This is a genomic window from Pseudogemmobacter sp. TB195 (assembly GCF_058313095.1).
The window spans coordinates 27,878-49,574 of record NZ_JBZEGG010000027.1; the positions used below are offsets into that span (position 1 = coordinate 27,878).

General features: G+C 62.5%; 25 protein-coding genes. 24 read left to right on the forward strand and 1 reads right to left on the reverse strand.

Annotated features, from left to right (window positions below):
* The first annotated feature begins 298 nt into the window (after positions 1 to 298).
* The 12 genes from ttcA (at position 299) to AC4FS3_RS22815 (ending at position 11,590) form a co-directional block, all read left to right on the forward strand.
* Positions 299 to 1,171 carry a tRNA 2-thiocytidine(32) synthetase TtcA gene (ttcA, locus tag AC4FS3_RS22760; protein WP_491022430.1) on the forward strand — a complete coding sequence of 291 codons (873 nt, stop codon included), beginning with the start codon at positions 299 to 301 and terminating at the stop codon, positions 1,169 to 1,171.
* A gap of 69 nt (positions 1,172 to 1,240) precedes the next feature.
* Positions 1,241 to 2,779 carry a putative bifunctional diguanylate cyclase/phosphodiesterase gene (locus tag AC4FS3_RS22765; protein WP_491022431.1) on the forward strand — a complete coding sequence of 513 codons (1,539 nt, stop codon included), beginning with the start codon at positions 1,241 to 1,243 and terminating at the stop codon, positions 2,777 to 2,779.
* Positions 2,780 to 2,940: 161 nt separating this feature from the next.
* Positions 2,941 to 4,821, forward strand: coding sequence for a membrane protein insertase YidC (gene yidC, locus AC4FS3_RS22770; RefSeq protein ID WP_283176067.1), 1,881 nt, complete (start codon positions 2,941 to 2,943; stop codon positions 4,819 to 4,821).
* Positions 4,818 to 5,579 carry an MOSC domain-containing protein gene (locus AC4FS3_RS22775; RefSeq protein ID WP_491022432.1) on the forward strand — a complete coding sequence of 254 codons (762 nt, stop codon included), beginning with the start codon at positions 4,818 to 4,820 and terminating at the stop codon, positions 5,577 to 5,579. Before yidC ends, AC4FS3_RS22775 begins: the two co-directional genes overlap by 4 nt.
* Positions 5,576 to 6,226, forward strand: a complete 651-nt coding sequence (gene yihA, locus AC4FS3_RS22780; RefSeq protein ID WP_283176065.1) for a ribosome biogenesis GTP-binding protein YihA/YsxC — start codon at positions 5,576 to 5,578, stop codon at positions 6,224 to 6,226. Before AC4FS3_RS22775 ends, yihA begins: the two co-directional genes overlap by 4 nt.
* A 186-nt stretch (positions 6,227 to 6,412) precedes the next feature.
* The gene (locus tag AC4FS3_RS22785) at positions 6,413 to 7,441 is read left to right on the forward strand and encodes an LLM class flavin-dependent oxidoreductase (protein ID WP_491022433.1); all 1,029 of its coding nucleotides are present in this window, start codon (positions 6,413 to 6,415) and stop codon (positions 7,439 to 7,441) included.
* The gene (locus AC4FS3_RS22790) at positions 7,438 to 7,656 is read left to right on the forward strand and encodes a 4-oxalocrotonate tautomerase (RefSeq protein ID WP_370584812.1); all 219 of its coding nucleotides are present in this window, start codon (positions 7,438 to 7,440) and stop codon (positions 7,654 to 7,656) included. Before AC4FS3_RS22785 ends, AC4FS3_RS22790 begins: the two co-directional genes overlap by 4 nt.
* Before the next feature lie 3 nt (positions 7,657 to 7,659).
* Entirely contained in the window at positions 7,660 to 8,442 is a 783-nt protein-coding gene (locus AC4FS3_RS22795; RefSeq protein WP_283176063.1) for an alpha/beta fold hydrolase, read from the forward strand.
* 24 nt (positions 8,443 to 8,466) lie between these two features.
* Positions 8,467 to 9,261, forward strand: a complete 795-nt coding sequence (locus AC4FS3_RS22800; protein WP_491022434.1) for an ABC transporter ATP-binding protein — start codon at positions 8,467 to 8,469, stop codon at positions 9,259 to 9,261.
* Between the two features lie 31 nt (positions 9,262 to 9,292).
* Positions 9,293 to 10,063, forward strand: a complete 771-nt coding sequence (locus tag AC4FS3_RS22805) for a transporter substrate-binding domain-containing protein (protein ID WP_491022435.1) — start codon at positions 9,293 to 9,295, stop codon at positions 10,061 to 10,063.
* A gap of 25 nt (positions 10,064 to 10,088) precedes the next feature.
* Positions 10,089 to 10,814 carry an ABC transporter permease gene (locus tag AC4FS3_RS22810; protein WP_491022436.1) on the forward strand — a complete coding sequence of 242 codons (726 nt, stop codon included), beginning with the start codon at positions 10,089 to 10,091 and terminating at the stop codon, positions 10,812 to 10,814.
* Positions 10,814 to 11,590, forward strand: coding sequence for an ABC transporter permease (locus tag AC4FS3_RS22815; RefSeq protein ID WP_283176060.1), 777 nt, complete (start codon positions 10,814 to 10,816; stop codon positions 11,588 to 11,590). Before AC4FS3_RS22810 ends, AC4FS3_RS22815 begins: the two co-directional genes overlap by 1 nt.
* A 14-nt stretch (positions 11,591 to 11,604) precedes the next feature.
* Here the strand turns inward: AC4FS3_RS22815 and AC4FS3_RS22820 are convergent, their stop codons facing one another.
* Complete coding sequence (locus tag AC4FS3_RS22820; protein ID WP_491022437.1) at positions 11,605 to 12,234, reverse strand: TetR/AcrR family transcriptional regulator; 630 nt, start codon at positions 12,232 to 12,234, stop codon at positions 11,605 to 11,607.
* 189 nt (positions 12,235 to 12,423) lie between these two features.
* Between AC4FS3_RS22820 and argB the strand changes: the two genes are divergently transcribed.
* The 12 genes from argB (at position 12,424) to AC4FS3_RS22880 (ending at position 21,633) form a co-directional block, all read left to right on the forward strand.
* Complete coding sequence (gene argB / locus AC4FS3_RS22825) at positions 12,424 to 13,305, forward strand: acetylglutamate kinase (protein WP_370584813.1); 882 nt, start codon at positions 12,424 to 12,426, stop codon at positions 13,303 to 13,305.
* A gap of 129 nt (positions 13,306 to 13,434) precedes the next feature.
* Positions 13,435 to 14,097, forward strand: coding sequence for a ferredoxin (locus AC4FS3_RS22830; protein WP_491022438.1), 663 nt, complete (start codon positions 13,435 to 13,437; stop codon positions 14,095 to 14,097).
* Positions 14,094 to 14,597: a SixA phosphatase family protein gene (locus tag AC4FS3_RS22835; RefSeq protein WP_198837624.1), complete on the forward strand. Its 504-nt coding sequence runs from the start codon at positions 14,094 to 14,096 to the stop codon at positions 14,595 to 14,597. The genes AC4FS3_RS22830 and AC4FS3_RS22835 overlap by 4 nt, the downstream gene beginning before the upstream one ends.
* An 87-nt stretch (positions 14,598 to 14,684) precedes the next feature.
* Positions 14,685 to 15,635 (forward strand): aldo/keto reductase, encoded by a 951-nt coding sequence (locus AC4FS3_RS22840; protein ID WP_491022439.1) that lies wholly within the window; start codon positions 14,685 to 14,687, stop codon positions 15,633 to 15,635.
* 208 nt (positions 15,636 to 15,843) lie between these two features.
* Positions 15,844 to 17,367 (forward strand): signal recognition particle protein, encoded by a 1,524-nt coding sequence (ffh, locus tag AC4FS3_RS22845; protein ID WP_491022440.1) that lies wholly within the window; start codon positions 15,844 to 15,846, stop codon positions 17,365 to 17,367.
* A complete protein-coding gene (locus AC4FS3_RS22850) occupies positions 17,364 to 17,903 on the forward strand; it encodes a GNAT family N-acetyltransferase (protein WP_491022441.1) in 540 nt (179 codons plus the stop codon). The genes ffh and AC4FS3_RS22850 overlap by 4 nt, the downstream gene beginning before the upstream one ends.
* Entirely contained in the window at positions 17,900 to 18,418 is a 519-nt protein-coding gene (locus tag AC4FS3_RS22855) for a GNAT family N-acetyltransferase (RefSeq protein WP_491022442.1), read from the forward strand. Before AC4FS3_RS22850 ends, AC4FS3_RS22855 begins: the two co-directional genes overlap by 4 nt.
* Positions 18,415 to 18,954, forward strand: a complete 540-nt coding sequence (locus tag AC4FS3_RS22860; RefSeq protein ID WP_491022443.1) for a GNAT family N-acetyltransferase — start codon at positions 18,415 to 18,417, stop codon at positions 18,952 to 18,954. The genes AC4FS3_RS22855 and AC4FS3_RS22860 overlap by 4 nt, the downstream gene beginning before the upstream one ends.
* A complete protein-coding gene (locus AC4FS3_RS22865) occupies positions 18,947 to 19,243 on the forward strand; it encodes a chorismate mutase (protein ID WP_092899152.1) in 297 nt (98 codons plus the stop codon). The genes AC4FS3_RS22860 and AC4FS3_RS22865 overlap by 8 nt, the downstream gene beginning before the upstream one ends.
* A 43-nt stretch (positions 19,244 to 19,286) precedes the next feature.
* The gene (rpsP, locus tag AC4FS3_RS22870) at positions 19,287 to 19,646 is read left to right on the forward strand and encodes a 30S ribosomal protein S16 (RefSeq protein WP_198837631.1); all 360 of its coding nucleotides are present in this window, start codon (positions 19,287 to 19,289) and stop codon (positions 19,644 to 19,646) included.
* 56 nt (positions 19,647 to 19,702) lie between these two features.
* Positions 19,703 to 20,209, forward strand: coding sequence for a ribosome maturation factor RimM (rimM, locus tag AC4FS3_RS22875; protein ID WP_283176050.1), 507 nt, complete (start codon positions 19,703 to 19,705; stop codon positions 20,207 to 20,209).
* 392 nt (positions 20,210 to 20,601) lie between these two features.
* Positions 20,602 to 21,633: a hypothetical protein gene (locus AC4FS3_RS22880; protein WP_491022444.1), complete on the forward strand. Its 1,032-nt coding sequence runs from the start codon at positions 20,602 to 20,604 to the stop codon at positions 21,631 to 21,633.
* Positions 21,634 to 21,697 lie beyond the last annotated feature (64 nt).

Below are 21,697 nucleotides of genomic sequence, written 5' to 3' on the forward strand. Positions count from 1 at the left end.
CCTGGCCTGGTTCAGGCTGGTAACCAGCGTTGAAATCTGCGCAGGCGACATTCATATGGCACAGGCTATAACGACGGCCACGACCCGAAGACGTTCCCGCTGGGCAGGGCCGGTTTGCCCGGTGGTCTGAAGGCCCCGGTCTTTACGACCCGCCCGTGGGTTGGTGCGAGCTGAAAAGCGAATCGATTGCTGTGCCCGGCTGTTGCAGTGAGGTCGGGATGGCCGATGCGCGGGTGAGGGGCTTGACCTGTTAACGCTGAACGGCCATCTGGCCGCAGGAACACATGAAGGTGCACCGATGCTGGACGAGGCCGACGATATTCATCCGCTGTTTTATGGCGCTCCGAAATCGACCGAGTTCCGCAAGCTGAGAAAGCGCCTCGTAAGCCAGGTGCGCGAGGCAATCGACACCTATGGCATGATCCAGCCGGGGACGCGCTGGCTTGTCTGCCTCTCGGGCGGCAAGGACAGCTACACGCTGCTCGCCGTCTTGCATGAGCTGAAATGGCGTGGGCTTTTGCCGGTCGATCTCTTGGCCTGCAATCTCGATCAGGGGCAGCCGGGGTTCCCTTCGACCGTGCTGCCGGAATTTCTGGCGAAAATGGGGGTCGAGCACCGGGTCGAATATCAGGACACCTATTCGGTGGTGACCGCGAAGATCAAGCCAGGTGCGACGATGTGTTCGCTTTGTTCGAGGCTAAGACGCGGGAATCTTTACCGGATTGCGCGGGAAGAGGGCTGTTCGGCCGTGGTGCTCGGGCATCACCGTGATGATATTCTCGAGACCTTTTTCATGAACCTCTTCCATGGGGGGCGGCTGGCGAGCATGCCGCCGAAGCTGGTGAATGAAGAGGGCGATCTGTTCCTTTACCGGCCCCTGGCCTTTGTGGCCGAGGCTGATTGCGACCGTTTTGCCCGCGCGATGAATTATCCGATCATCCCCTGTGATCTCTGTGGCAGCCAGGAAGGGCTGCAACGGGCCCAGGTGAAAAAGCTGCTTGATGAGTGGGAAACGCGCACGCCGGGTCGCCGTCAGGTGATGTTCCGGTCGCTGATGAATGTCCGCCCCTCGCATCTTGCCGACCCCGGCATCTTCGATTTCCTCGGGCTGATGACCGGAGAACCGGGAGAAGTTGAGGAAAATGCGAAGCAACTTCGTCTTCCGGATTAAGAAAGCCCATACAGGTTTCGCCAATCCTGTTCTGCGATGGCCCTGCGCCATATCAGAGAGGGTTCCCGTATGTCGGCTCTTCCCAGCACAGACCGCACCCGCAGGTATCTGAAAGCCCTGGGCTGTTTCCAGCGGCCGGAATTTCTTCTGTTCCTGCCCGCGATCACGCTTGCGGGGTTCTGGCTGGGCGGTGAGCGGGCGCTGATCTTTCTCGCGCTTGGCCTGCCGCTGGTGATCGCCATCGCCGGGCCGGATCCTTTGCGGGCGCCGATGCCATTGGGGGACAAGGACGAAGGGACATCGCTGCAGCGCGCGATTGCGGCGATGGACCGGATGCTGCCGCTGGTCACGGATAACGGGCGCAATACGGCCTGCCTGATCGTGCAGTTCGACAACCTGACCAATACGCTGGAACGACACGGCCGCGCCGCCCATACCGAAGTGCTGGAGCGCGCGACGGACCGCATTCGCGGCGCGCTGAGGGCGGGGGATCTTGTGACCAATCCGCTTGGCGCTTCGGCGGTCGTTGTGCTCTCGCCGGTCAGGCGGCTGGATCTGGAGAGCATGGTTCAGCTTTGTGCGCGGCTCCAGGATGCGGTGGCGGAACCGATTTCGCTTGGCGGTGCGCGGCTTTATATCACCTGCTCCATCGGGTTCTGTATCGGGGGCTACTCACCCGAGGCGACGGGGCGATCGCTGCTCGATGCGGCGCAGGCGGCGGCAGACGAGGCGCTTGGCCACGGGCCGGGCGCGATCCGGGCCTTCTCGCGTGATATGGCCGAACGCAGTGTCGTCCGCGCTGCGCTGCGCGACGATCTCGAAGAGGCGCTCGATAAGGGAGAGATACGCGCCTGGTTCCAGCCGCAGATTTCCACCGATACCGGCGAGATTTCCGGGCTCGAGGCGCTGGCACGCTGGCATCACCCGCTGCGCGGCGTGCTTTCGCCGGCAGAGTTCCTGCCGCTGGTCGAAAGCAGCGATCTGAGCGATCGTCTGAGCGAGACCATGCTGTCCCATGCGCTGGTCGCGCTGAAAGACTGGGACAAGGCGGGGCTGCAGGTTCCCACGGTCTCAGTCAACTTCTCGGCGGCAGAACTGCGCAACCCGCGCCTGCCAGACCGTATCCGCTGGGAGCTGGAGAGGTTCGATCTGAAACCGGCCCGACTCACGGTTGAGATCCTTGAAACCGTGGTGGCCCAGGCCGAGAATGACGTGATCGTGTCGAATATAGCGCAGCTGGCCTCGATGGGCTGCGGCATCGACCTTGACGATTTCGGCACCGGCCATGCTTCGATCTCAACCATACGGCGCTTTACCGTCCGCCGGCTGAAGATCGACCGCAGCTTTGTCACCCGGGTGGATCAGGATCGCGATCAGCAGCGCATGGTGTCGGCGATCATCTCGCTGGCGGACCGGCTTGGGCTGGAGACGCTGGCCGAAGGTGTGGAGACCGCAAACGAGCATTCCATGTTGTCCCAGCTTGGCTGCCGCTTTGTGCAGGGCTATGGAATCGAACGGCCGCTGAACCCCGAAGACACGCTGGAATGGATCCGTAAACACCAGAACCGCCCCGACCGGATCCCGCGGATTGGCGCGCGGGGCGGTTGAGACCTGCAGCTTAGTGCGCTGTGCTGTGGCAGGCCGGAATGCGCTAATCAGCCGGATACCGGGCCGGTTCGCCGGCTTTTCCGGCGAAACCGCTTGACCTTTCGCCCCCCCTTCTGTTGAAGACCGCTGATCCTTCCTTACATGCGGCAGCGGTTCAGAATATGGACGAGAAAAACAACAAGAACCTCATTCTCGCCATGGTGCTCAGCGCTCTGGTCATCCTGGTGTGGTTCTGGCTCTTCCCTCCTCCGGAAACGACGGCTCCGGTTGAGACCGCCACCACGGAACAACCCGGTGCGGCTCTGCCTGAGGCGGGTGCTGTGGCAGGTTCGGAGCCGGTTCCCGAAGCGCCGCGTCTGCGGGTCGAAACGCCGCAGCTGGAAGGTTCGATCTCGCTGCGCGGTGGACGTATCGACGATCTGCGTCTGAAAAATTATCACGAGACCATCGAGGATGACTCGCCTATCGTCCGCCTGCTGACCCCGCAAGGCGAGCAGGGCGCATGGTTTGCGCTGTTTGGCTGGCGCCCCGCCGGTTCGCTGACCGAGGGCGATGTGCCCGGTGCGCAAACCGAATGGACGCCGGTGACCACCGGCGCACTGTCGCCGGGCAACCCTGCAAAACTGACCTGGGACAATGGCAAGGGCCTGACCTTCACCCGCGAGATTTCGGTGGATGAAGAGTTCATGTTCACCGTCAATGAGACGGTTGCGAACAGCGGCACCGGTGATGCCTCGATGTTCTATTACGGTCAGATCCAGCGCTATGGACTGCCCGCGAATATGAAGAGCTTCTTCATCCTGCATGAAGGCGCCATTGCCCGTGCCGATGGCAAGCTGACCGAAACGACCTATAAAAACATCGTCGCCCTCGACCCGGTCGAACGCGAGGCCGCCCCGGCCAGTGTCGTCGAAGCCTCTGATGGCGGCTGGATTGGCTTTACAGATCACTACTGGATGTCGCTCCTGGTGCCCGAACAGGGCAAACCGATCACCCAGGTTACGAAATATGTGGCCTCGCATGACCTCTATCTGACCGAGGCGCGTCAGCCGACTGTGATCGTGACCCCGGGCCAAAGCCTCACCACCTCGACCCGCTTTTTTGTCGGCGCCAAGGAATGGGAAGCGATCCGCGACTATCAGAACGAGCCGGGCTTCGTGTCGAAACTGTTCGGTGCCAAGGTCGACGAAGCCCGCGCCCCGATCCCCGGGTTCATCGATTCGATTGACTGGGGCTGGTTCTACTTCCTCACCAAGCCGATCTTCGCGCTGCTGCACTGGATCCATGGTCTGATCGGCAATATGGGCCTTGCGATCATCGCACTGACCTTCGTGCTGAAGCTGATCGTGCTGCCCCTGGCTTACAAATCCTATGTCTCGATGGCGCGGATGAAAGAGCTGCAGCCCGAGATGGAGGCGCTCAAGGAACGGGCTGGCGAAGATAAGCAGCGCCTGCAAAAAGAAATGCTGCAGCTTTACCGCGATAAAAAGGTCAATCCGGCGGCGGGCTGTCTGCCGATCCTGATCCAGATTCCGATCTTCTTTTCGCTTTACAAGGTGATCTTCGTCACCATCGAATTGCGGCATGCGCCCTTCTTTGGCTGGCTGCAGGACCTCTCGGCGCCTGATCCGTCTTCGCTGTTCAACCTGTTCGGCGCGCTGCCCTGGGATGCACCTGCGACCGGCTCGATCCTGCATCTGGTGTTTATCGGTGTGCTGCCGATCCTCCTCGGCATCAGCATGTGGCTGCAGCAAAAGCTGAACCCGGCGCCCACCGATCCGGTTCAGGCCTCGATCTTCGCCTGGATGCCCTGGGTATTCATGTTCATGCTTGGCGGTTTTGCCTCGGGCCTGGTGGTTTACTGGATCACCAACAACGTCATCACCTTCTCGCAGCAGTTCATCATCATGCGCAGCCACGGGCATAAGCCGGATATCTTCGGCAATATCCGTTCGGGCTTTCGCAAGAAGGAAGCGGCGGCCAATGCCAATAAAGCGCCCGCCGGTAAGCTTGCTGATAAAGGCAGTGCGAAAAAGAAATGACCAGTGAAGGGCGCCTCGCGCAGATCTTCCGTCACCCGATCAAGGCCCACGGGCGCGAGCAGCTCGCGTCCGTTCGGCTGTCGGAAGGCGAGGCGATGCCCTGGGATCGCCACTGGGCGGTTGCGCATGACCTGTCGAAATTTGATCCCGGGGCGCCGTCCTGGATGCCCTGCATCAACTTTCAGCGTGCAGCGCGCAGCCCGACGCTGATGGCGATCGAGGCGCGGTTCGATGAGGTCTCGGGCGAGATGCGCCTCACCCATCCGGACCTGCCGCCGCTGGTCTTCTTTCCCGAAAGCGAAGGCGAAAAGCTGATCGACTGGGTACTGCCGATCAGCCCGCAGCTGCGGTTTCGCCCGGTGGCCCTGGTGCACGCGCCGGATCGCGCAATGACCGACACGGCCTATGCCAGCCTCTCGATCAAGAACCTCGCCTCAAATGCCGCACTCGGGCAGAAGATGAAGCGCGACCTTTCGATCCATCGCTGGCGCGGCAATCTCTGGGTTGACGGTTTCGCGCCCTGGGAAGAGATGACCTGGGTCGGACGGCGGTTGCGGATTGGCGCCACCGTGCTGGAGATCCGCGAAAGGGTGGGGCGCTGCCGTGCCACCATGTCGAACCCGGAGACCGGTCTGGTTGACGCGGATACGCTGGATGCGCTGATGGAAACCGTCGGCGTGCAGGATTTCGGTGTCTTCGGCACCGTGCTGGAGGGCGGCGAGATCCGCCCGGAAGACAGGGTCGAGGTACTGGCATGACGATGGCGTTTACCCTTGCTGCAGAACCGGAGGACGCGGCGCGCGAAACCGGGCGGCTGCTTTTTGCCGGGCCGGTCGATTTCGTGAAGGGCGTGACCACCATGGCGGCACTGCCGCCAGCTGACCGCGTGGAGGTCTGCTTCGCCGGTCGCTCCAATGTCGGGAAATCAAGCCTGATCAATGCCCTGACCACGCGCAAAAGCCTCGCGCGCGCGTCGAATACCCCGGGCCGGACGCAGGAGATCAACTTCTTTACGCTAGGCGACAGCCGCTATCTCGTCGACCTTCCCGGCTATGGTTTCGCCGAAGCCCCGGTGGCTATTGTGCGCAAATGGCAGGAATTGCTGAAATCCTATCTTGCCGGGCGTCAGACCCTGCGCCGTGCTTTTGTTCTGATCGACACGCGCCATGGTGTGAAAGCGGTAGATGACGAGATCATGGGCCTGCTCGACCGATCTGCCGTGACCTTCCAGGTTGTGATGACCAAGGCGGATAAGGTCAATCTCGCCACCCGCGAGACCAATATCGAGCAGGTGAAACAGGCCTTGCAAAAGCATCCGGCCGCCTATCCCGAAATCATCGTGACCAGTTCCGAAAAGGGCGAGGGGGTCGAGACCCTGCGCGCCGTGATCGCAACGCTGGAATAGAAGCCGGTTTCTGTACAGAAACCGGCCCGGAGTTTTCCTTAAAACTCCGGTGGCTCTGGCCGGCGAATTCTCTGCATTCTTTCGGTTTCGCCCCTGGCCTGGTGGTTTTTCCCGGCCTGTTCTTCTCTGTTGACATGTTTGTTCGGATGTACAATTGCACGATCGTGCAGAGTGGAGGGAAGGCGATTGGATTTTTCACATTTTCTCAGCAGTCATCTCCTGTGCCGGGAGACCGGGGGCAAGCAGCTCTACCGTGAGATGACCGACCAGGCGATTCATGCCGAGTTCTGTGGCTATCGCGGTGTCGCAATCCCGGAACATCATCTGATCAATATTCTACTGGTCCCTTCGCCGCTGCAACTCGCGGTCAGAATTGCCTCTGTGACCAGGGACCTCGAGATTGCGACCTCGATCTGTCAGCTGCCGATCAGGGATATGCGGGTCTTTGCCGGTGAAGTCGTTCAGGCCCAGGCGCTTTGTGACGGGCGCCTGGTTCTTGGGGTCGGCAAGGGGGCATTTGGTTTTGAAACCGGCCGGATCGGCGTCCCGATGGAAGATACAAAGGCCATTTTCGAGGAAAGCCTTACCGTTCTCGAGGCGCTTCTGACACGCGAAGAAGTCGCATGGGAGGGGTCTCGCTATCGCTTTGACGCGCTTACAGTGATGCCGCGCCCCGAAGATCCGATCCCGCTCGCGCTGGCGATCATGGCGCCGCCGGGGATCGAGGCGGCAGCGGCCAGGGGCTATTCTGTCCAGACCACACCGCTCGGGGCCAGCCACGAGATCCTGCGCAGTCAGGTGGATGCCTTCCACTCTGGCCGTGCCCGGGCTGGCCGGCCGGACCGTCAGAGGCTCTCCCTGCAACGCACGCTATGGCTTGCCCGTGATGAGGCAGAGGCGGACCAGATGACCGCCCGGGCGCATAACTATTACCAGAGCTTTGATAATGTTTTTGGCGGGCCAGGCCTGGTGGATCATGGCATGATCCGCCCGCTGCCGCGGCGTCAGACGGTTGAGGAGTTACGCCAGAACGTGCTCATCTGTACGCGAGCCGAGATGATCGACAGACTGTCCGGTTATGCCGAACTGGGGATCGATGAGGTGATCGCCTCGTCGAATTTCGGCCAGCCCCAGGAGGCCACACTTGATATGATGAGCCGCTTCGCGGCAGAGGTCATGCCCTCGATCCGGCCCATTCGCCAAAAAGTTGCATAAGTGAAAGCAAGGACCAGAAAATGCCAATGATCCGTATCGAAATGTTCGAAGGTCGCACTGTCGAACAGAAGCGCGCCTGTGCCAAAGCCCTCACCCGGGCCTTTGTAGAAACCTGCGGTGGCACGCCGGAAGCGCTTCAGATCGTCTTTACAGATGTTGCGAAACACGACTGGGCCTTTGGCGGGCGGCTCGGGTCCGACCCGAAACCGGAGTGAGCCATGGCCGCGATCGATTGCGCTTATTCAGTGGCGGGCGAGGGCCCGCCGCTTTTTCTCATCCACGGGATCGGTGCGCGCCGTGCCACCTTTGCCCGCCTGGTCGAAGGGCTGCAAGACCGCTTCACCTGTATCAGCTATGATCTGCGCGGGCATGGGGAAAGCCCGCAGCCGGCCGGTCGCTTTGGCCTTGACGATCTTGTCGATGATCTCGAGGCGCTGCGGGCAAAGCTGGGCATTGAGCGCGCTCATTTCGCCGGCCATTCGCTGGGCGGGATGATCGGCCCGGCCTATGCGCGGCGTTTCCCTGATCGCGTGCGCTCGCTGGGCCTCTGGTCTACCGCCGCCTTCCGCAGCGAAGAGGATAGTGCGAAGGTCAGGGCTGTGGTGCAGGCGATGCGTGAAAAGGGCATCGGCCCGGTGCTGGATACGCTGACCGCGCGCTGGTTCACCGATGCTTTCGTGGCAGCCCGCCCGGATGTGATCGCCTGGCGCAAGCAGCAGGTGGTTGAGACCCCGGCGGATGTCTTTCTGAATGTATTTGATATCTATGCGGAAACCGAAATGGCGCCCTGGCTGCATAAAATTCATGCATCCGCCCAGGTTCTGACCGGCGCGCTTGACGGCGGCTGCAATCCCCGTCTCAATAGGCTGATCGCCGGGGCAATGCCCGAGGCGGAACTGGTGGTCCTTCCGGAGTTGAAACATGCGATTTTCATCGAGGCGACCGAACAGGTGCTTCCGCATGTGCGCCGGTTCCTGCTTGCCCGGGAGCAGGCGGCATAGCGACAAAAGGGGCAGCCGGACCTGATGAGCATCGCGACCACTGCCCCCCCCGCCAGCATCACAGCCAAAGCCGAGGCGATCCGGGTCGAGGATCTGCATAAGAGCTTCGGTCCGCATGAGGTGCTCAAGGGGGTCTCGATCTCGGCGAAAGAGGGCGATGTGGTCACGCTGATCGGTGGATCGGGCTCGGGGAAGTCCACGCTTTTGCGCTGTGTGAACTTTCTTGAGACGCCCTCATCGGGGCGGATTCTGATCGGTGGGGAAGAGGTGCGGTGCCGGGGCGACGGCACCCCAGCCGACCGCCGCCAGATCGAGCGGATCCGGCAAAGTCTTGGTATGGTGTTCCAGCAGTTCAATCTCTGGACCCATAAGACGGTGCTGGAGAACCTGATCGAAGTGCCGGTCCATGTGCTGAAAAAGCCGAAGGACGAGGCCATTGCGACCGCACGCAAATTGCTGGACCGGGTCGGCCTTTCGGCCAAGGAAAATGCCTATCCGGCCTTTCTGTCGGGCGGTCAGCAGCAACGCGCCGCCATCGCGCGCGCGCTGTGCATGGAGCCGCGCGCCATGCTGTTTGACGAGCCGACCTCGGCACTTGACCCGGAACTGGTGGGCGAGGTTCTCGCGGTCATCCGCAGCCTGGCAGATGAGGGGCGCACCATGCTGCTGGTCACGCATGAGATGAAATTCGCCCGCGAAGTATCAGACCATATTGTCTATCTTTATAACGGGTTGATCGAGGAGGAAGGGCCGCCTGACCAGCTCTTCGGTGCCCCGCAATCGGCCCGGCTTAAACAGTTTCTTAAATCGGTCTCGTAAGAAGACCAGCCAACAAAACAGGGAGAAGACTATGAAAAAAATCGCACTCGCCGCCGCTTTCGCCATCGGCTTTACCGGTATGGCCGCTGCCGAGACCGTTCGCGTCGGCATGGCGCCCGAACCCTATCCGCCCTTTGCCAGCGTCGATGCCTCGGGGAACTGGACCGGATGGGAGATCGAGATGATGGAGGCTGTCTGCAAGGCGGCAGCGCTTGACTGTGTCATCACCCCCACCGCCTGGGACGGCATTATCCCCGCTTTGACCGCAGGTCAGATTGATGCGATCATGAATTCGATGTCGATCAATGATGAACGTCTGAAAGTTATTGATTTTTCGAATAAATACTACAACACCCCCTCGATGATCGTCGCCGCGAAAGGCGCAGGCATCACGCCGGATGCGGCTGGACTGACGGGCAAGATCCTCGGCGTTCAGGTCGCGACCATCCATCAGGCCTATGCCGAGAAGCATTTTGCAGGCGTGGCTTCGGAAATCAAAGCCTATCAGACCCAGGACGAGGCGAACCAGGACCTGGTTGCGGGCCGCGTCGATGCGATCCAGGCAGATTCGACCGCACTTGATGCCTTCCTCGCCTCGCCCGATGGTCAGGCCTGCTGTGAATCGATGGGCGCTGTGGCCGATGATCCGGCGGTGCTGGGTCTTGGCGTCGGCGTCGGGATCCGCAAGGGCGATGAAAAGCTGAAAGAAGCCTTCAACAAGGGCATCGCGGCGGTTCGGGCCGATGGCACCTATGACACGATCACCGCGAAATACTTCGCCTCGTCGATCTACGGTGAATAAGCGCTGATCGCCGGAGCGATACGCCGTGGAAAGCACATTCGGCCTTTTGGCCCTCAGCCCTCCCGGATGGGGGGGCACGCTGCTGATCGCGCTCTGGGCGTCAATCCGGATCGCTGTCGGCGCCTTTGGCATCGGTCTGGTGATCGGCCTCGCAGGCGCCTATGGCAAGATCTATGGCGGGCCGGTCCTGCGTGATTGCCTCAGCGTATACACGACCATGGTGCGGGCTTTGCCCGAGCTGATCCTGATCCTTCTGTTGTATTTCGGGCTGACAGACCTTTTGAACCGGGCGCTGATGGCGCTGGATTTCGGCCGGATCCAGATTTCCGGCGTGGTCGCCGGGATCATCGTGCTGGGTGTGGTGCAGGGCGCCTATGCGACCGAGATCCTGCGCGGCGCCATTCTTGCCGTGCCCTCCGGCCAGATCGAGGCCGCGAAAGCGATGGGGATGCCGGCGCGCAAAGTGGCGAGCCGCATCACCTTGCCGACCATGCTGGGCCTGGCGCTGCCGGGCCTCTCGAACCTCTGGCTGATCGCCACCAAGGACACGGCATTGATGGCGATTGTGGGCTTTAACGAGCTGACCCTTGCGACCCGCCAGGCAGCAAGTACCACCAAGGCTTTCTTCACCTTTTTCATCGCAGCGGGGCTGATTTACCTCGTGATCACCCTGATTTCGACCTGGGGTTTCGCGCGCCTGGAACGCTGGGCACGGCGCGGTGACCCGCCTCGCCAGACAGGAGGGCGCTGATGAAGGCGCTGCTGCAACCGCATCGCATCATCATGATGCTGATCGCCGCAGGTCTCGTGCTGTGGATCTGCCTTGCCGGCCGCTGGGACTGGCTGGGGGAGCCGAAATACCAGACGCTGATCCTGCAGGGCATCTGGCGCACGATCTGGCTGATGGCGCTTTCGGTGCTGATCGGGTTCACCCTTGCGGTGCCGCTTGGCCTCGCCCAGGCCTCGGGGCCATGGTATCTGGCGGTGCCGGCCCGCGCCTTCTGCACCGTCATCCGCGGCACGCCGCTTTTGTTGCAGATCTGGCTTTTGTATTACGGGCTGGGTTCGCTTTTCCCCGGTATCCCCTGGATCCGCGAGAGCGAGCTTTGGCCGATCTTGCGCCAGGCCTGGCCCTATGCGCTGCTGGCCTTGTCGCTGTCTTACGCGGGCTATGAGGGCGAGGTGATGCGCGGGGCCTTTGCTTCGGTGCCGCGCGGCCAGATCGAGGCCGCCCGCGCCATGGGGATGCCGCGCCACAAGATCCTGACGCGGATTTCCTTCCCTCAGGCGCTGCAAAGCGTCCTGCCGACTCTTGGCGGCGAGACCGTGCTGCAGCTGAAGGCCACACCGCTGGTCGCGACGATCACGGTGCTGGAAATCTATGCCGCCTCCAGCAGGGTCCGCCAGGATCTGCTGATCACCTATGAGCCGCTGTTCTTTGTCGCAGCGGTCTATCTGGTGCTGGCCGGGGTGATCGTGCTGGGCTTTGGCTGGCTGGAAAGCCGGCGCCCTCGCCGTACCGCCTGAGGGTGCGATTCAGGTCAGGGCAAAAGCGCGCGGACCAGCGCCATGCAACCTTTGAGCCCGTGGCGGATTGCGGCATCATCACGCCGGCGCATCCAGTCAAGCCAGAGCCCGTCGAGCGTCGCCATCAGCGTATCGGTCAGCAAAGGCACCTGCGCCCGGCGTGCGGGTTCGTCCCCTGCGACAGCCAGCAAAAGCCCCTCGAGATCGCCGCGATAATGCGCGTAAAGCCCGGATTCGGTTGCGGCAATCACTTCGGATGTCAGCGCAGCCGACCAAAGATCGATCCGGAGCCGCAGGTGAGCAGGGTCAAGAAATTCAGGCGTGAAAGCCGCGTCGAGAAACCCTTCGAGCCGGGCCAGAGGCGGCGCATCGGCGCAACCTGCACTGGCGATACTGTCGCGCAGACGCCCCGACAGACGGCGATAGGTCTCGGAGAGAACTTCGTCCATCCCGTTGAAATTATAGGTAATATGGCCCAGTGAGAACCCGGCTTCAGCCGCTACTTTGCGCGCGGTGAGGCCGGAATATCCGTCCCGGCGCAACACCCGTTCTGTGGCCTCGAGGATCTCTTCGCGGCGGTTGATATTCGCCTCGCTCAGTTTGCGGGGCGCCTTTGCTGCGCGGGGATTGTCTTCTGCACTCAAGACTTCGCTCGCTTAAATCACCATATCAATGCCGAAGGGCATAGCCTTTGCGACCCCCCGTGTCAAAACCGCGCCCGGATCCCTGCGCAAAACCGTCCCGGCCGGCTGTGCGGTGCTTGGCAAGGGGGCGTGAAAGTCCTATGGGGCAAAGGCAACCCGGAGGCCATCATGAAGCAGCAGACCCTGACCATGCAAGACGCCCAGAACACCGCGAAAATGCTCTCGGAAGCACTGCCCTATCTGCAAAGATATGAGGATGCGGTGGTGGTGGTGAAATTCGGCGGCAATGCGATGGGCGATGACGGGGCGATGGCCGAATTCGCTCGCGATATTGTGTTGATGAAGCAGGTTGGCCTGCATCCGGTCGTGGTGCATGGCGGCGGGCCGATGATCAATGAGATGCTGTCGAAACTGGGCATCAAATCGGAATTCGTGCGCGGCAAGCGGGTGACCGACAAGGCGACGGTCGAGGTGGTCGAGATGATCCTCTCGGGCCTTGTGAACAAGCGCATCGTGCAGGCGATCATGGATGCAGGCGGGCGCGCAGTCGGAATCTCCGGCAAGGATGATGATCTGATGGTCTGCGAGGCCGATGATCCTGAACTGGGCTTTGTCGGCCGCCCGGTCGAGATGAATGTTCAGGTGCTGCGCGACCTTTACCTCGCCGGGATCATCCCCGTGGTGGCGCCGGTGGCGACCGGCATGAATGACAACGAGACCTTCAACGTGAATGGCGACACCGCTGCCGGCGCGATTGCCGGCGCGCTGCAGGCCGACCGGCTGCTTCTTCTGACCGATGTGGCCGGCGTGAAGGGGGCGGATGGCCAGGTGATGACCTCGCTTTCCCCCGAAGAGATCCGCCAGCTGACCAGTGACGGTGTGATCGCAGGCGGCATGATCCCGAAAACCGAGACCGCGCTGAAGGCGATCGAAGAAGGGGTGCGGGCCGTCACCATTCTCGATGGCCGCATTCCGAATGCGGCACTCCTGGAGCTCTTTACCGATCACGGGGCAGGCAGCCAGATCCGCTCGACCGAACCCCGGGTGAAGCCGCGCGTGAAACGCGGCTGAGCGGTCGCTTCCGGCAAAGCGCGGAAGCCTTCGGCAGGCGTATTTAAGTCAGGAGGAAGCCAGCTTCTTCCACTTGATAAAAATACTCCGGGGGTGCGGGGGGCTGGCTCCGTCTGCAACAGGTCTGGCATGGCATCGGCACCGCTGAACAATCTGGAGGACCTGGAGGCGCGTCTCGCGCCACATTTCCTGACGCTGCTCGGAGGGTTCAACCCCGATCCGGAGGAGGCGGGGTTTCCCAAAGGGACAAGGACGCTGTTGCTCCTTGGGCCGAAGGAGCCGGGGTATTGGCCGCATCTCACTTCTCAGCCGGAATGGGACGGGCGGGCCGATCCGGTGGATCGCTGGTCGCGCCGGGTGATCGGACGCCTGGCCTGCGCCATCGGCGCGAAAGCGCTGTTTCCTTTTGGTGGCCCTCCCTGGCATCCGTTCTATGCCTGGGCCTTGCGGTCGGGGCGGGTCTGGGACAGTCCGGTCCGGCTGCTTGTCCATCAGGACCAGGGGCTGATGGTCAGTTTTCGCGGCGCGCTGGCGCTGAAACAGCGCCTCGACGTCAGCCCCGGTGTAAAGCCCTGCCAGGATTGCCCCGCGCCCTGCCTGACCGCCTGCCCGGCCGGAGCGCTTGGGGGCCATGGCTATGACGTCCCCGCCTGCCACGCCTTTCTCGATCAGCCCGCCGGCGCCGATTGTCTCAGTTCCGGCTGCATCACGCGACGCGCTTGCCCGGTGTCCTCTCGCTATGCAAGACTGGCGCAACATTCAGCCTATCATATGAGACAGTTCCACACATGAAGCGCCTGATCCTGATCCGCCACGCAAAATCCAGCTGGGACGAACCGACCATGGCGGATCACGACCGCCCTCTCAATGAGCGCGGCAAACTGGCGGCAACGGATCTCGGGCTATGGCTGGCCTCGCGCGGCTATATTCCGGGGCAGGTGCTCTGTTCCGACGCCCTGCGCACCTGGGAGACCTGGTCGGGCCTCGCCAGAGAACTGCCCGAAGGTCCGGAGCTGGAGCTGAAGCCGGCGCTTTATCACGCCGGTCCGGATGTGATGCTGACCGTGCTGCGCAAGGCGCAGACGGACTGCGTCATGATGCTGGGTCATAACCCCGGCATTGCCGAATTCGCCCATCGCCTGGTGTCGAAAACGCCGATTTCCTCGCAATTCACCCGCTATCCGACCGGCGCAACCCTTGTGGTTGATTTCGACGCAGCGAGCTGGGGCGAGGTAGGCTTTGGTCAGGGCATCACGGTCGATTTTATCGTGCCGCGCGAAATCGGGGCCTGAAGGCGCATCTGCTGGCGCCAGGGGCTTGCACCCGGACAGGCCGGCGGGCAGGGTTGTCACTGATTTCTGACCAGGACGGAGAAAGCCATGGAACGGCGCGATGCGGGCAAGAGCGGGCTGAGCTTCATGCCGCTGGTCTTTGGCGGCAATGTCTTTGGCTGGACCATCGATGAGGCGCACTCCTTCCGGGTGCTGGATGCTTTTGTCGATCACGGCTTTGACGCCATCGACACGGCGGATGTCTATTCGTCCTGGAAGCCCGGGAATAAAGGCGGCGAATCAGAGACGATCATCGGTGCCTGGCTCAGGGCGCGGCCCGGGATGCGGCAGCGCGTGAAGATCTTTACCAAAGTGGGCTCTGATCTGGGGCAGCCGGGGCAGAAGGGGCTTTCCTCGGGCTGGATCGCTGAGGCGGCCGAAAACTCGCTGAAGCGGCTCGGGGTCGAGAGCATCGACCTCTATTTCTCGCATTGGCCCGATGCCGAGGCGCGCCATGAGGATACGCTGGGCGCCTATGACAGGCTGCTGAAAGCGGGTAAGATCAAAGCCATTGGCGCCTCGAATTACGATGCAGCCTTGCTGGGCGCGGCGCTGAAGGCGGCGGGCAGTTCGCTGCCGCGCTATCAGGTGATCCAGCCGGAATATAATCTCTATGACCGGGGCGAATTCGAAGGCCCGCTGCGCGATCTATGCCTTGCTGAGGGGATCGGGGTTGTGACCTATTTCAGCCTCGCCTCCGGATTCCTGTCGGGGAAGTACCGCTCGAAAGCCGATCTCGACAAATCGGCGCGCGGCGATGCGGTCGAAAAATATCTTGACGCCAAAGGGCTGCGGATCCTCGATACGCTGGACGAGGTGGCATCTGCCCATCGCGCAAAACCGGCCGAGGTGGCGCTGGCCTGGGTCATGGCGCAGCCCGGCATCACCGCGCCGATTGCCTCGGCCACCTCGGTCGAACAGGTGGCAAGTTTCGCCCGCGCGGCCGATCTCAGCCTTTCATCCGACGAACTCGCAGCCCTGACGGCGGCTGGCAACTGACGGCAGCGCAACCCGCCTGCACTTGACTCTCGCCCCCGCTTTGCGTATGCGCGGGGGTAATTCCCCGGAGGCAAAAGCTTCCGGTCCCTTGGGCTTTGCCCGGGATCGCCATCCGTCAGCGCGTTTGCGCCCACGGGTGCGAAACCGCTTTGTCCCACCCCGGTCGCCGCCCCATATCGGGGAAAATCTGTCACGCGAGGAGCCGCGCATGTTTGAGAGCCTTTCAGAACGCCTTGGCGGCGTCTTTGATCGCCTGACGAAACAGGGCGCGCTGAGCGAGGACGATGTTGTATCGGCGATGCGCGAGGTGCGGATCGCGCTGCTGGAGGCAGACGTTTCGCTGCCGGTCGCGCGTGAATTCATCAGGCGGGTGCAGGAAAAGGCGACCGGCTCGGCTGTCACGAAGTCGATTACCCCCGGCCAGATGGTCGTTAAATTCGTGCATGACGAACTGGTGCGGACGCTGCAGGGCGATGGCCCGGCCGATGCGCTGAAGATCGATAATTCGCCCGCAACCATCCTGATGGTGGGTCTGCAGGGTTCGGGTAAGACCACGACGACCGCGAAACTGGCGAAACGTCTGAAAGAGCGCAACGGCAAGCGCGTGCTGCTGGCGTCTCTTGACACGCAGCGCCCGGCCGCAATGGAACAGCTCGCGATTCTCGGCACCCAGATCGGTGTCGACAGCCTGCCGATCGTCAAGGGCGAGAGCGCGGTTCAGATCGCGAAACGCGCGAAAACCCAGGCCAGCCTTGGCGGCTATGATGTGCTCTTCCTCGATACCGCAGGCCGTCTGCATATCGACGAAGTGCTGATGGATGAGGTCCAGTCGGTCCGCGATATCGCGCAACCGCGCGAAGTGCTGCTGGTGGTTGACGGGTTGACCGGCCAGGACGCGGTCAATGTTGCGACCGAATTTGACGGCAAGGTCGGGATCTCCGGCGTCGTGCTGACGCGGATGGATGGCGATGGGCGCGGCGGTGCGGCGCTGTCGATGCGTGCTGTGACCGGCAAGCCGATCCGTTTTGTCGGCCTTGGCGAGAAGATGGATGCCATCGAGACCTTCGATGCCGAGCGCGTTGCGGGCCGTATCCTTGGCATGGGCGATATCGTTGCTCTGGTCGAACGCGCGCAGGAGACGTTTGAGGCCGAGCAGGCCGAACGCATGGCCAAGCGCTTCGCCAAGGGGATGTTCAATATGAACGACCTGAAGATGCAGCTTGATCAGATGCTTAAGATGGGCGGCATGCAGGGCCTGATGGGGATGCTTCCCGGCATGGGCAAGCACCAGGCGGCGGCAGCCGAGGCGGGGCTGAATGATTCCATGCTCAAGCGTCAGATCGCGCTGATCAATTCGATGACCAAGAAGGAACGCGCCAATCCCGATATGCTGCAGGCGAGCCGCAAGAAGCGGATCGCATCGGGTGCCGGGCTTGAGGTGCAGGACCTGAACCGTCTGCTGAAACAGCATAAGCAGATGGCCGATATGATGAAGAAGATGGGCAAGGGGGGCATGATGAAAAACATGATCAAGCAATTCCTTGGCAAAGGCGGTGGCATGCCGGACCCGTCGAAAATGTCGCCGGAACAGCTCGCTGAACTGGCAAAGGGTGTGCAGCAGGGCGCGGGCGGCATGGGTGGCCTGCCGGGCCTCGGCGGTGGCTCGATCCCGGGGATGCCGCGCGGCGTGACCCTGCCGGCCGGCCTTTCGGGGATGATGCGCAAGAAATGACCGCTCTTTCGGCAAATGTTGCACATCTGCAAGCGCCTGTTCTGGAGACAGGCGATTTGCGGCTGCGCATGCCGAAATTGTCGGATTTTGAATATCGCGCCGCCTTCTACGCCTCGGACCGTTCGGTCTGGGAGGGCGGGCCTTTGCTGCGTAACGCGGCCTGGCGTCTCTGGGCGTCCGAGGTCGGGCAATGGCCGCTGATGGGCTATGGCCCCTTCACGGTCGAAGACCGGGACAGCGGCGCCTATCTGGGCGAGGTCGGGGTCTATCACCCTGCCGAATATCCGGCGCCGGAGCTTGGCTGGTTCGTGGTGCCGGAGGCCGAAGGCCGGGGCGTTGCGGCGCGGGCGGCGCAAGCGGTGCTGACCTGGCTGAAAGGCGCGACCGACTGGCCTTTCATCACCAATATTATCGATCCGGGCAACCAGCGTTCCATCGCGCTTGGGCTGCGGATCGGCGGCGTGATTGACCCGACATTGCCGGGGATCGACCCGCGCGATGTGGTGATCCGCCATGATCTGAGGGCGGCGGCATGAGCTTTCCGATCCTCACCTCGGACCGCCTGGTTCTGCGCATGCCCGAAGCCGGAGATGTGGCCGCCTTTGTCGCCTTCGCGACTTCGGCTAGGGCGCGGTTTGTCGGGGGCGCGAAGACCGCCGCTCAGGCGTTCGAGAAATTCGCCGGTATGATCGGGCAGTGGCATCTGCGCGGCTATGGCCGGTTCGCCATCACCGACCGCGCCAGCGGGGCGGCGCTTGGCCATGCCGGGCCGCTGCATTTCGACCCCGCCGCGCCGGTCGATCTGAGCTGGTCGCTCTGGAGTGCGGAGGCCGAAGGACAGGGCGTCGCCTCCGAGGCTGCGCAGCTGGTGCAGACCTGGATGGTCGCGGATCCGCGTTTTACCAGGGCGGTGACCTCGATCCACCGCGACAACCACGCTTCAATGGCGATTGCCCGCAAGATCGGCGGCACGCCCACCGACCAGCCCTCGCCGCATATCGCTGATGCGATCCTCTGGCATTTCCCGCTGACAGCGGAGGCGACCGCATGATCCTGCTTGCCGGTGCGCCCGTACTGAACACCCTGCGGCTGACGCTTCGCGCCCCTGAAGAGCGCGATCTGCCGGGCTTCATCGCCTATATGGCAAGCCCCCGTGCGGTGTTCACCGGCGGGCCGGCCACCGCCTCGGGTGCGTTTCAGACATTCGCGACCGTGATCGGCCATTGGGTGCTGCGCGGCTATGGGCTGTTTGCCGTGACGCTTACGGAAACCGGTCAGGCGATCGGCCTTGCCGGCCATCTGAACCCGCCCGCCTGGCCCGAGCCGGAACTGGCCTGGAATCTCTGGGATCCGGCGCATGAGGGGTATGGCTATGCCAGCGAAGCTGCCTTCGCCATTCGTGACCACGCATTCGGCGCGCTTGGCTGGAACACGGCGATCAGCATGATCGCGCGCGACAATCACCGTTCGATGGCCCTGGCCCGCCGCCTTGGTGCGGCCCCCGAGCGGGATGACGAGATTTTCGGCAAGCCGATGACGATCTGGCGGCATCCGCGCGCGCCGCAACCGGAGAAGCAAGATGAGTGATCCTGTCGCACGCGCCGCTGAGCTGCTGAAAGAACATCGCGAGTCGATTGACCGGCTGGACGCGATTCTCGTCTATACGCTGGCCGAAAGGTTCAAGCATACGCAATCGGTTGGCCGGCTGAAGGCCGCGCATGACCTTCCCCCATCCGACCCCGCCCGCGAGGCGCGTCAGATCGAACGTCTGGAAAAGCTGGCCGATGAGGCCCGTCTCGACCCGGAATTCGCCAAGAAATTCCTGACCTTCATCATATCCGAAGTCATCAGGCATCACGAGAAACTGCAAAAATAAGCGGGTTTGACGCCCGCGACACAGACATCTGAAGGAGATACCCATGTCTATGAAAATCCGTCTCGCCCGTGGCGGTTCGAAAAAGCGCCCGTTCTACGCAATCGTTGCGACCGATTCGCGCATGCCGCGCGATGGCCGCTTCATTGAAAAGCTGGGCACCTATAACCCGCTGCTGGCAAAAGACAACGAAGCCCGCGTCGTGCTGAATGTCGAGCGCATTCAATACTGGCTGAGCCAGGGTGCTCAGGCGACCGACCGCGTGGCCCGCTTCCTGGAATCGGCTGGTCTGAAAGAAAAAGCCGTCCGCTCGAACCTGAAATCGGCTGTCCCGGGCAAAGCAATGGCCGAGCGCGCTGCCAAGAAAGCAGCACGTTCGGAAGCTCCGGCTGCTGCCGAAGCGTGATCAGAACACGGATGGCCCTTTTGCCGGGGCCATCCGTTCCAGGACTGGAGCGGGCTATGTCTGACGACCGGATTTGTGTCGGTTCCATCGCGGGCGCCTGGGGGATCCGGGGCGAGGTGCGGCTGAAAAGCTTTTGCGCCGAGCCGACCGATATCGCCTCATATGGCCCGCTTTTCACCAAAGACGGCAATCGCAGCTTTGCGGTGACCCTGACCAGGCCGGTCGCAGGGGCCATCGGGGCGCGGCTGTCTGGCATCTCGACCAAGGAAGAGGCCGATGCGCTGCGCGGGACCGAGCTTTATGTCGCGCGTGACCGTTTGCCCGGCTTGCCGGACGATGAATTCTATCACACCGATCTGATAGGGCTTGCGGTGAAAGACACCGGCGGCGCAAGCCTCGGGACGGTGATCGCGGTTCATAATCACGGGGCAGGGGATCTGATCGAGATCCGGCTCACCCAGAAAGCCGCGCCGCTGCTGCTTCCTTTCACACAGGCAACCGTGCCCACCGTTGATCTTGCACGCGGAGTGCTGATCGCCGATCTGCCGGAAGGTCTGGACTGACGCCGGGCCTGGCTGCCTGCCAGTGCGGCCCTGTGTGTCAGGCGGAAAGCTGGCGCTGAAGGCCCGTCTTCTCTGCCCCGTCTTTTGTGCGCCATGACAGCGTCACAGGCGTTAAGACATTTTCCGGCATGCCAGAGCTTCCTTGGCGGTATCGGAACCACGGCGACCAGCAGGTCTGGATTGTCCCCATCTGCGACCGAAATTCCCCCTAAGCGTCGCGGTACTTCCAGGGCCCGACACGGCGCTGCCTTGTTTTTGCCATGGCTGGTCCCTCTCGTTGAAACCGTCACCTGTGGCTCGGGACAGGCAGGGCCGGCGCGTGCCTTCACCCGGGTCGGGATCGTGACAGCAAAAGGGCGGATCGCAATCCGCATCGGCGAAAGGGACCCGTCGTGACGCATCGGAAGCGGCTGATACAGGCGGCAAATGTTCTCCTTTACATGGGGCCGCTGCTGGCCGGACTGGCCGGTTCAGGCGCGGGCTATCTTCCGCCCTTCGTGGCCTTGTTCATGCTCTGGCTGGTGATGCTTCGGCCGCATAAATGGCCGCAACGCTTTGGCGAATGGCTGACCCTCAGGGCGGCGCTGGCGGCGCTGACGCTCCTGTGCTCGCAGATCCTTTTCGTGGCCCTGCTGTTCGGGGTCGGGCGCGGCATCGGCGGCGTCCTTGGCTATATGCCGCTGTTCAACCCTGTGCTGCCGGTGGCGCTGTCGCTAGTGGCGCTGCCGCTGCTGCGGATGGCCTGGCTGCCTGAACTGGCCCTGGTGAATGGCGAAACCATTGACCAGCAGCTGCGGAGCGATGAGGCAGGTGCAGCGCCACCGCGACCGGTACCAGCTTCGGCCGAGGCTGCGGTCTCTGCACTGTTCGCCCTGGCTGAGGATGGCGCAGCCGAGGTCGGGGTCATGCTGGAACAGCTCGGCCATTTCCTCGATACCGGCGATATCTGGTCACGGCTTGCAGCACTTACGGCGGCACTGAATGCCTGCCCCGCGAGCCAGCATGTGGCACTCAGAACGGCGGTCATTCTGAAAGCCACAGAACCTTTCCCGCATTCGGACTATACGGTGCCTGGTGAGATGCGGACGGCCTTTGCCGCTGCCGGAAACTCCGAGGAACTCCTGTCGCTCCTGTCGTTGCGAGGTCGGACGCTTTTTCACAAGATCCCGGCGATGGCATCTTATTTCCCATCTGCAGGCGCGGTCCGCGATCTCGCCGGGGCCTGCGAAAGCAGTGCTGCGGCAAGCGCTTTGATTGACCTCGCGGCAGCTCTGGCAGCAGCCGGAGCGCCAGATCAGGCACCAGATCAGGCACCGGGTCAGCCATCGGGTCAGGCAGGCGAGACCGCGCGGGGCAAGCCGGTCGCCGCGCGGCCGGTCACCCCTGGCTTTGTGCCGCCGGTTGCCGGTGCCCGGCAGGCCTGAAACACGGGACCCTGACGCGAGGGCTTTGCCTCTGTTGAGACGGGCCGATCGGGAAACCGCTCCG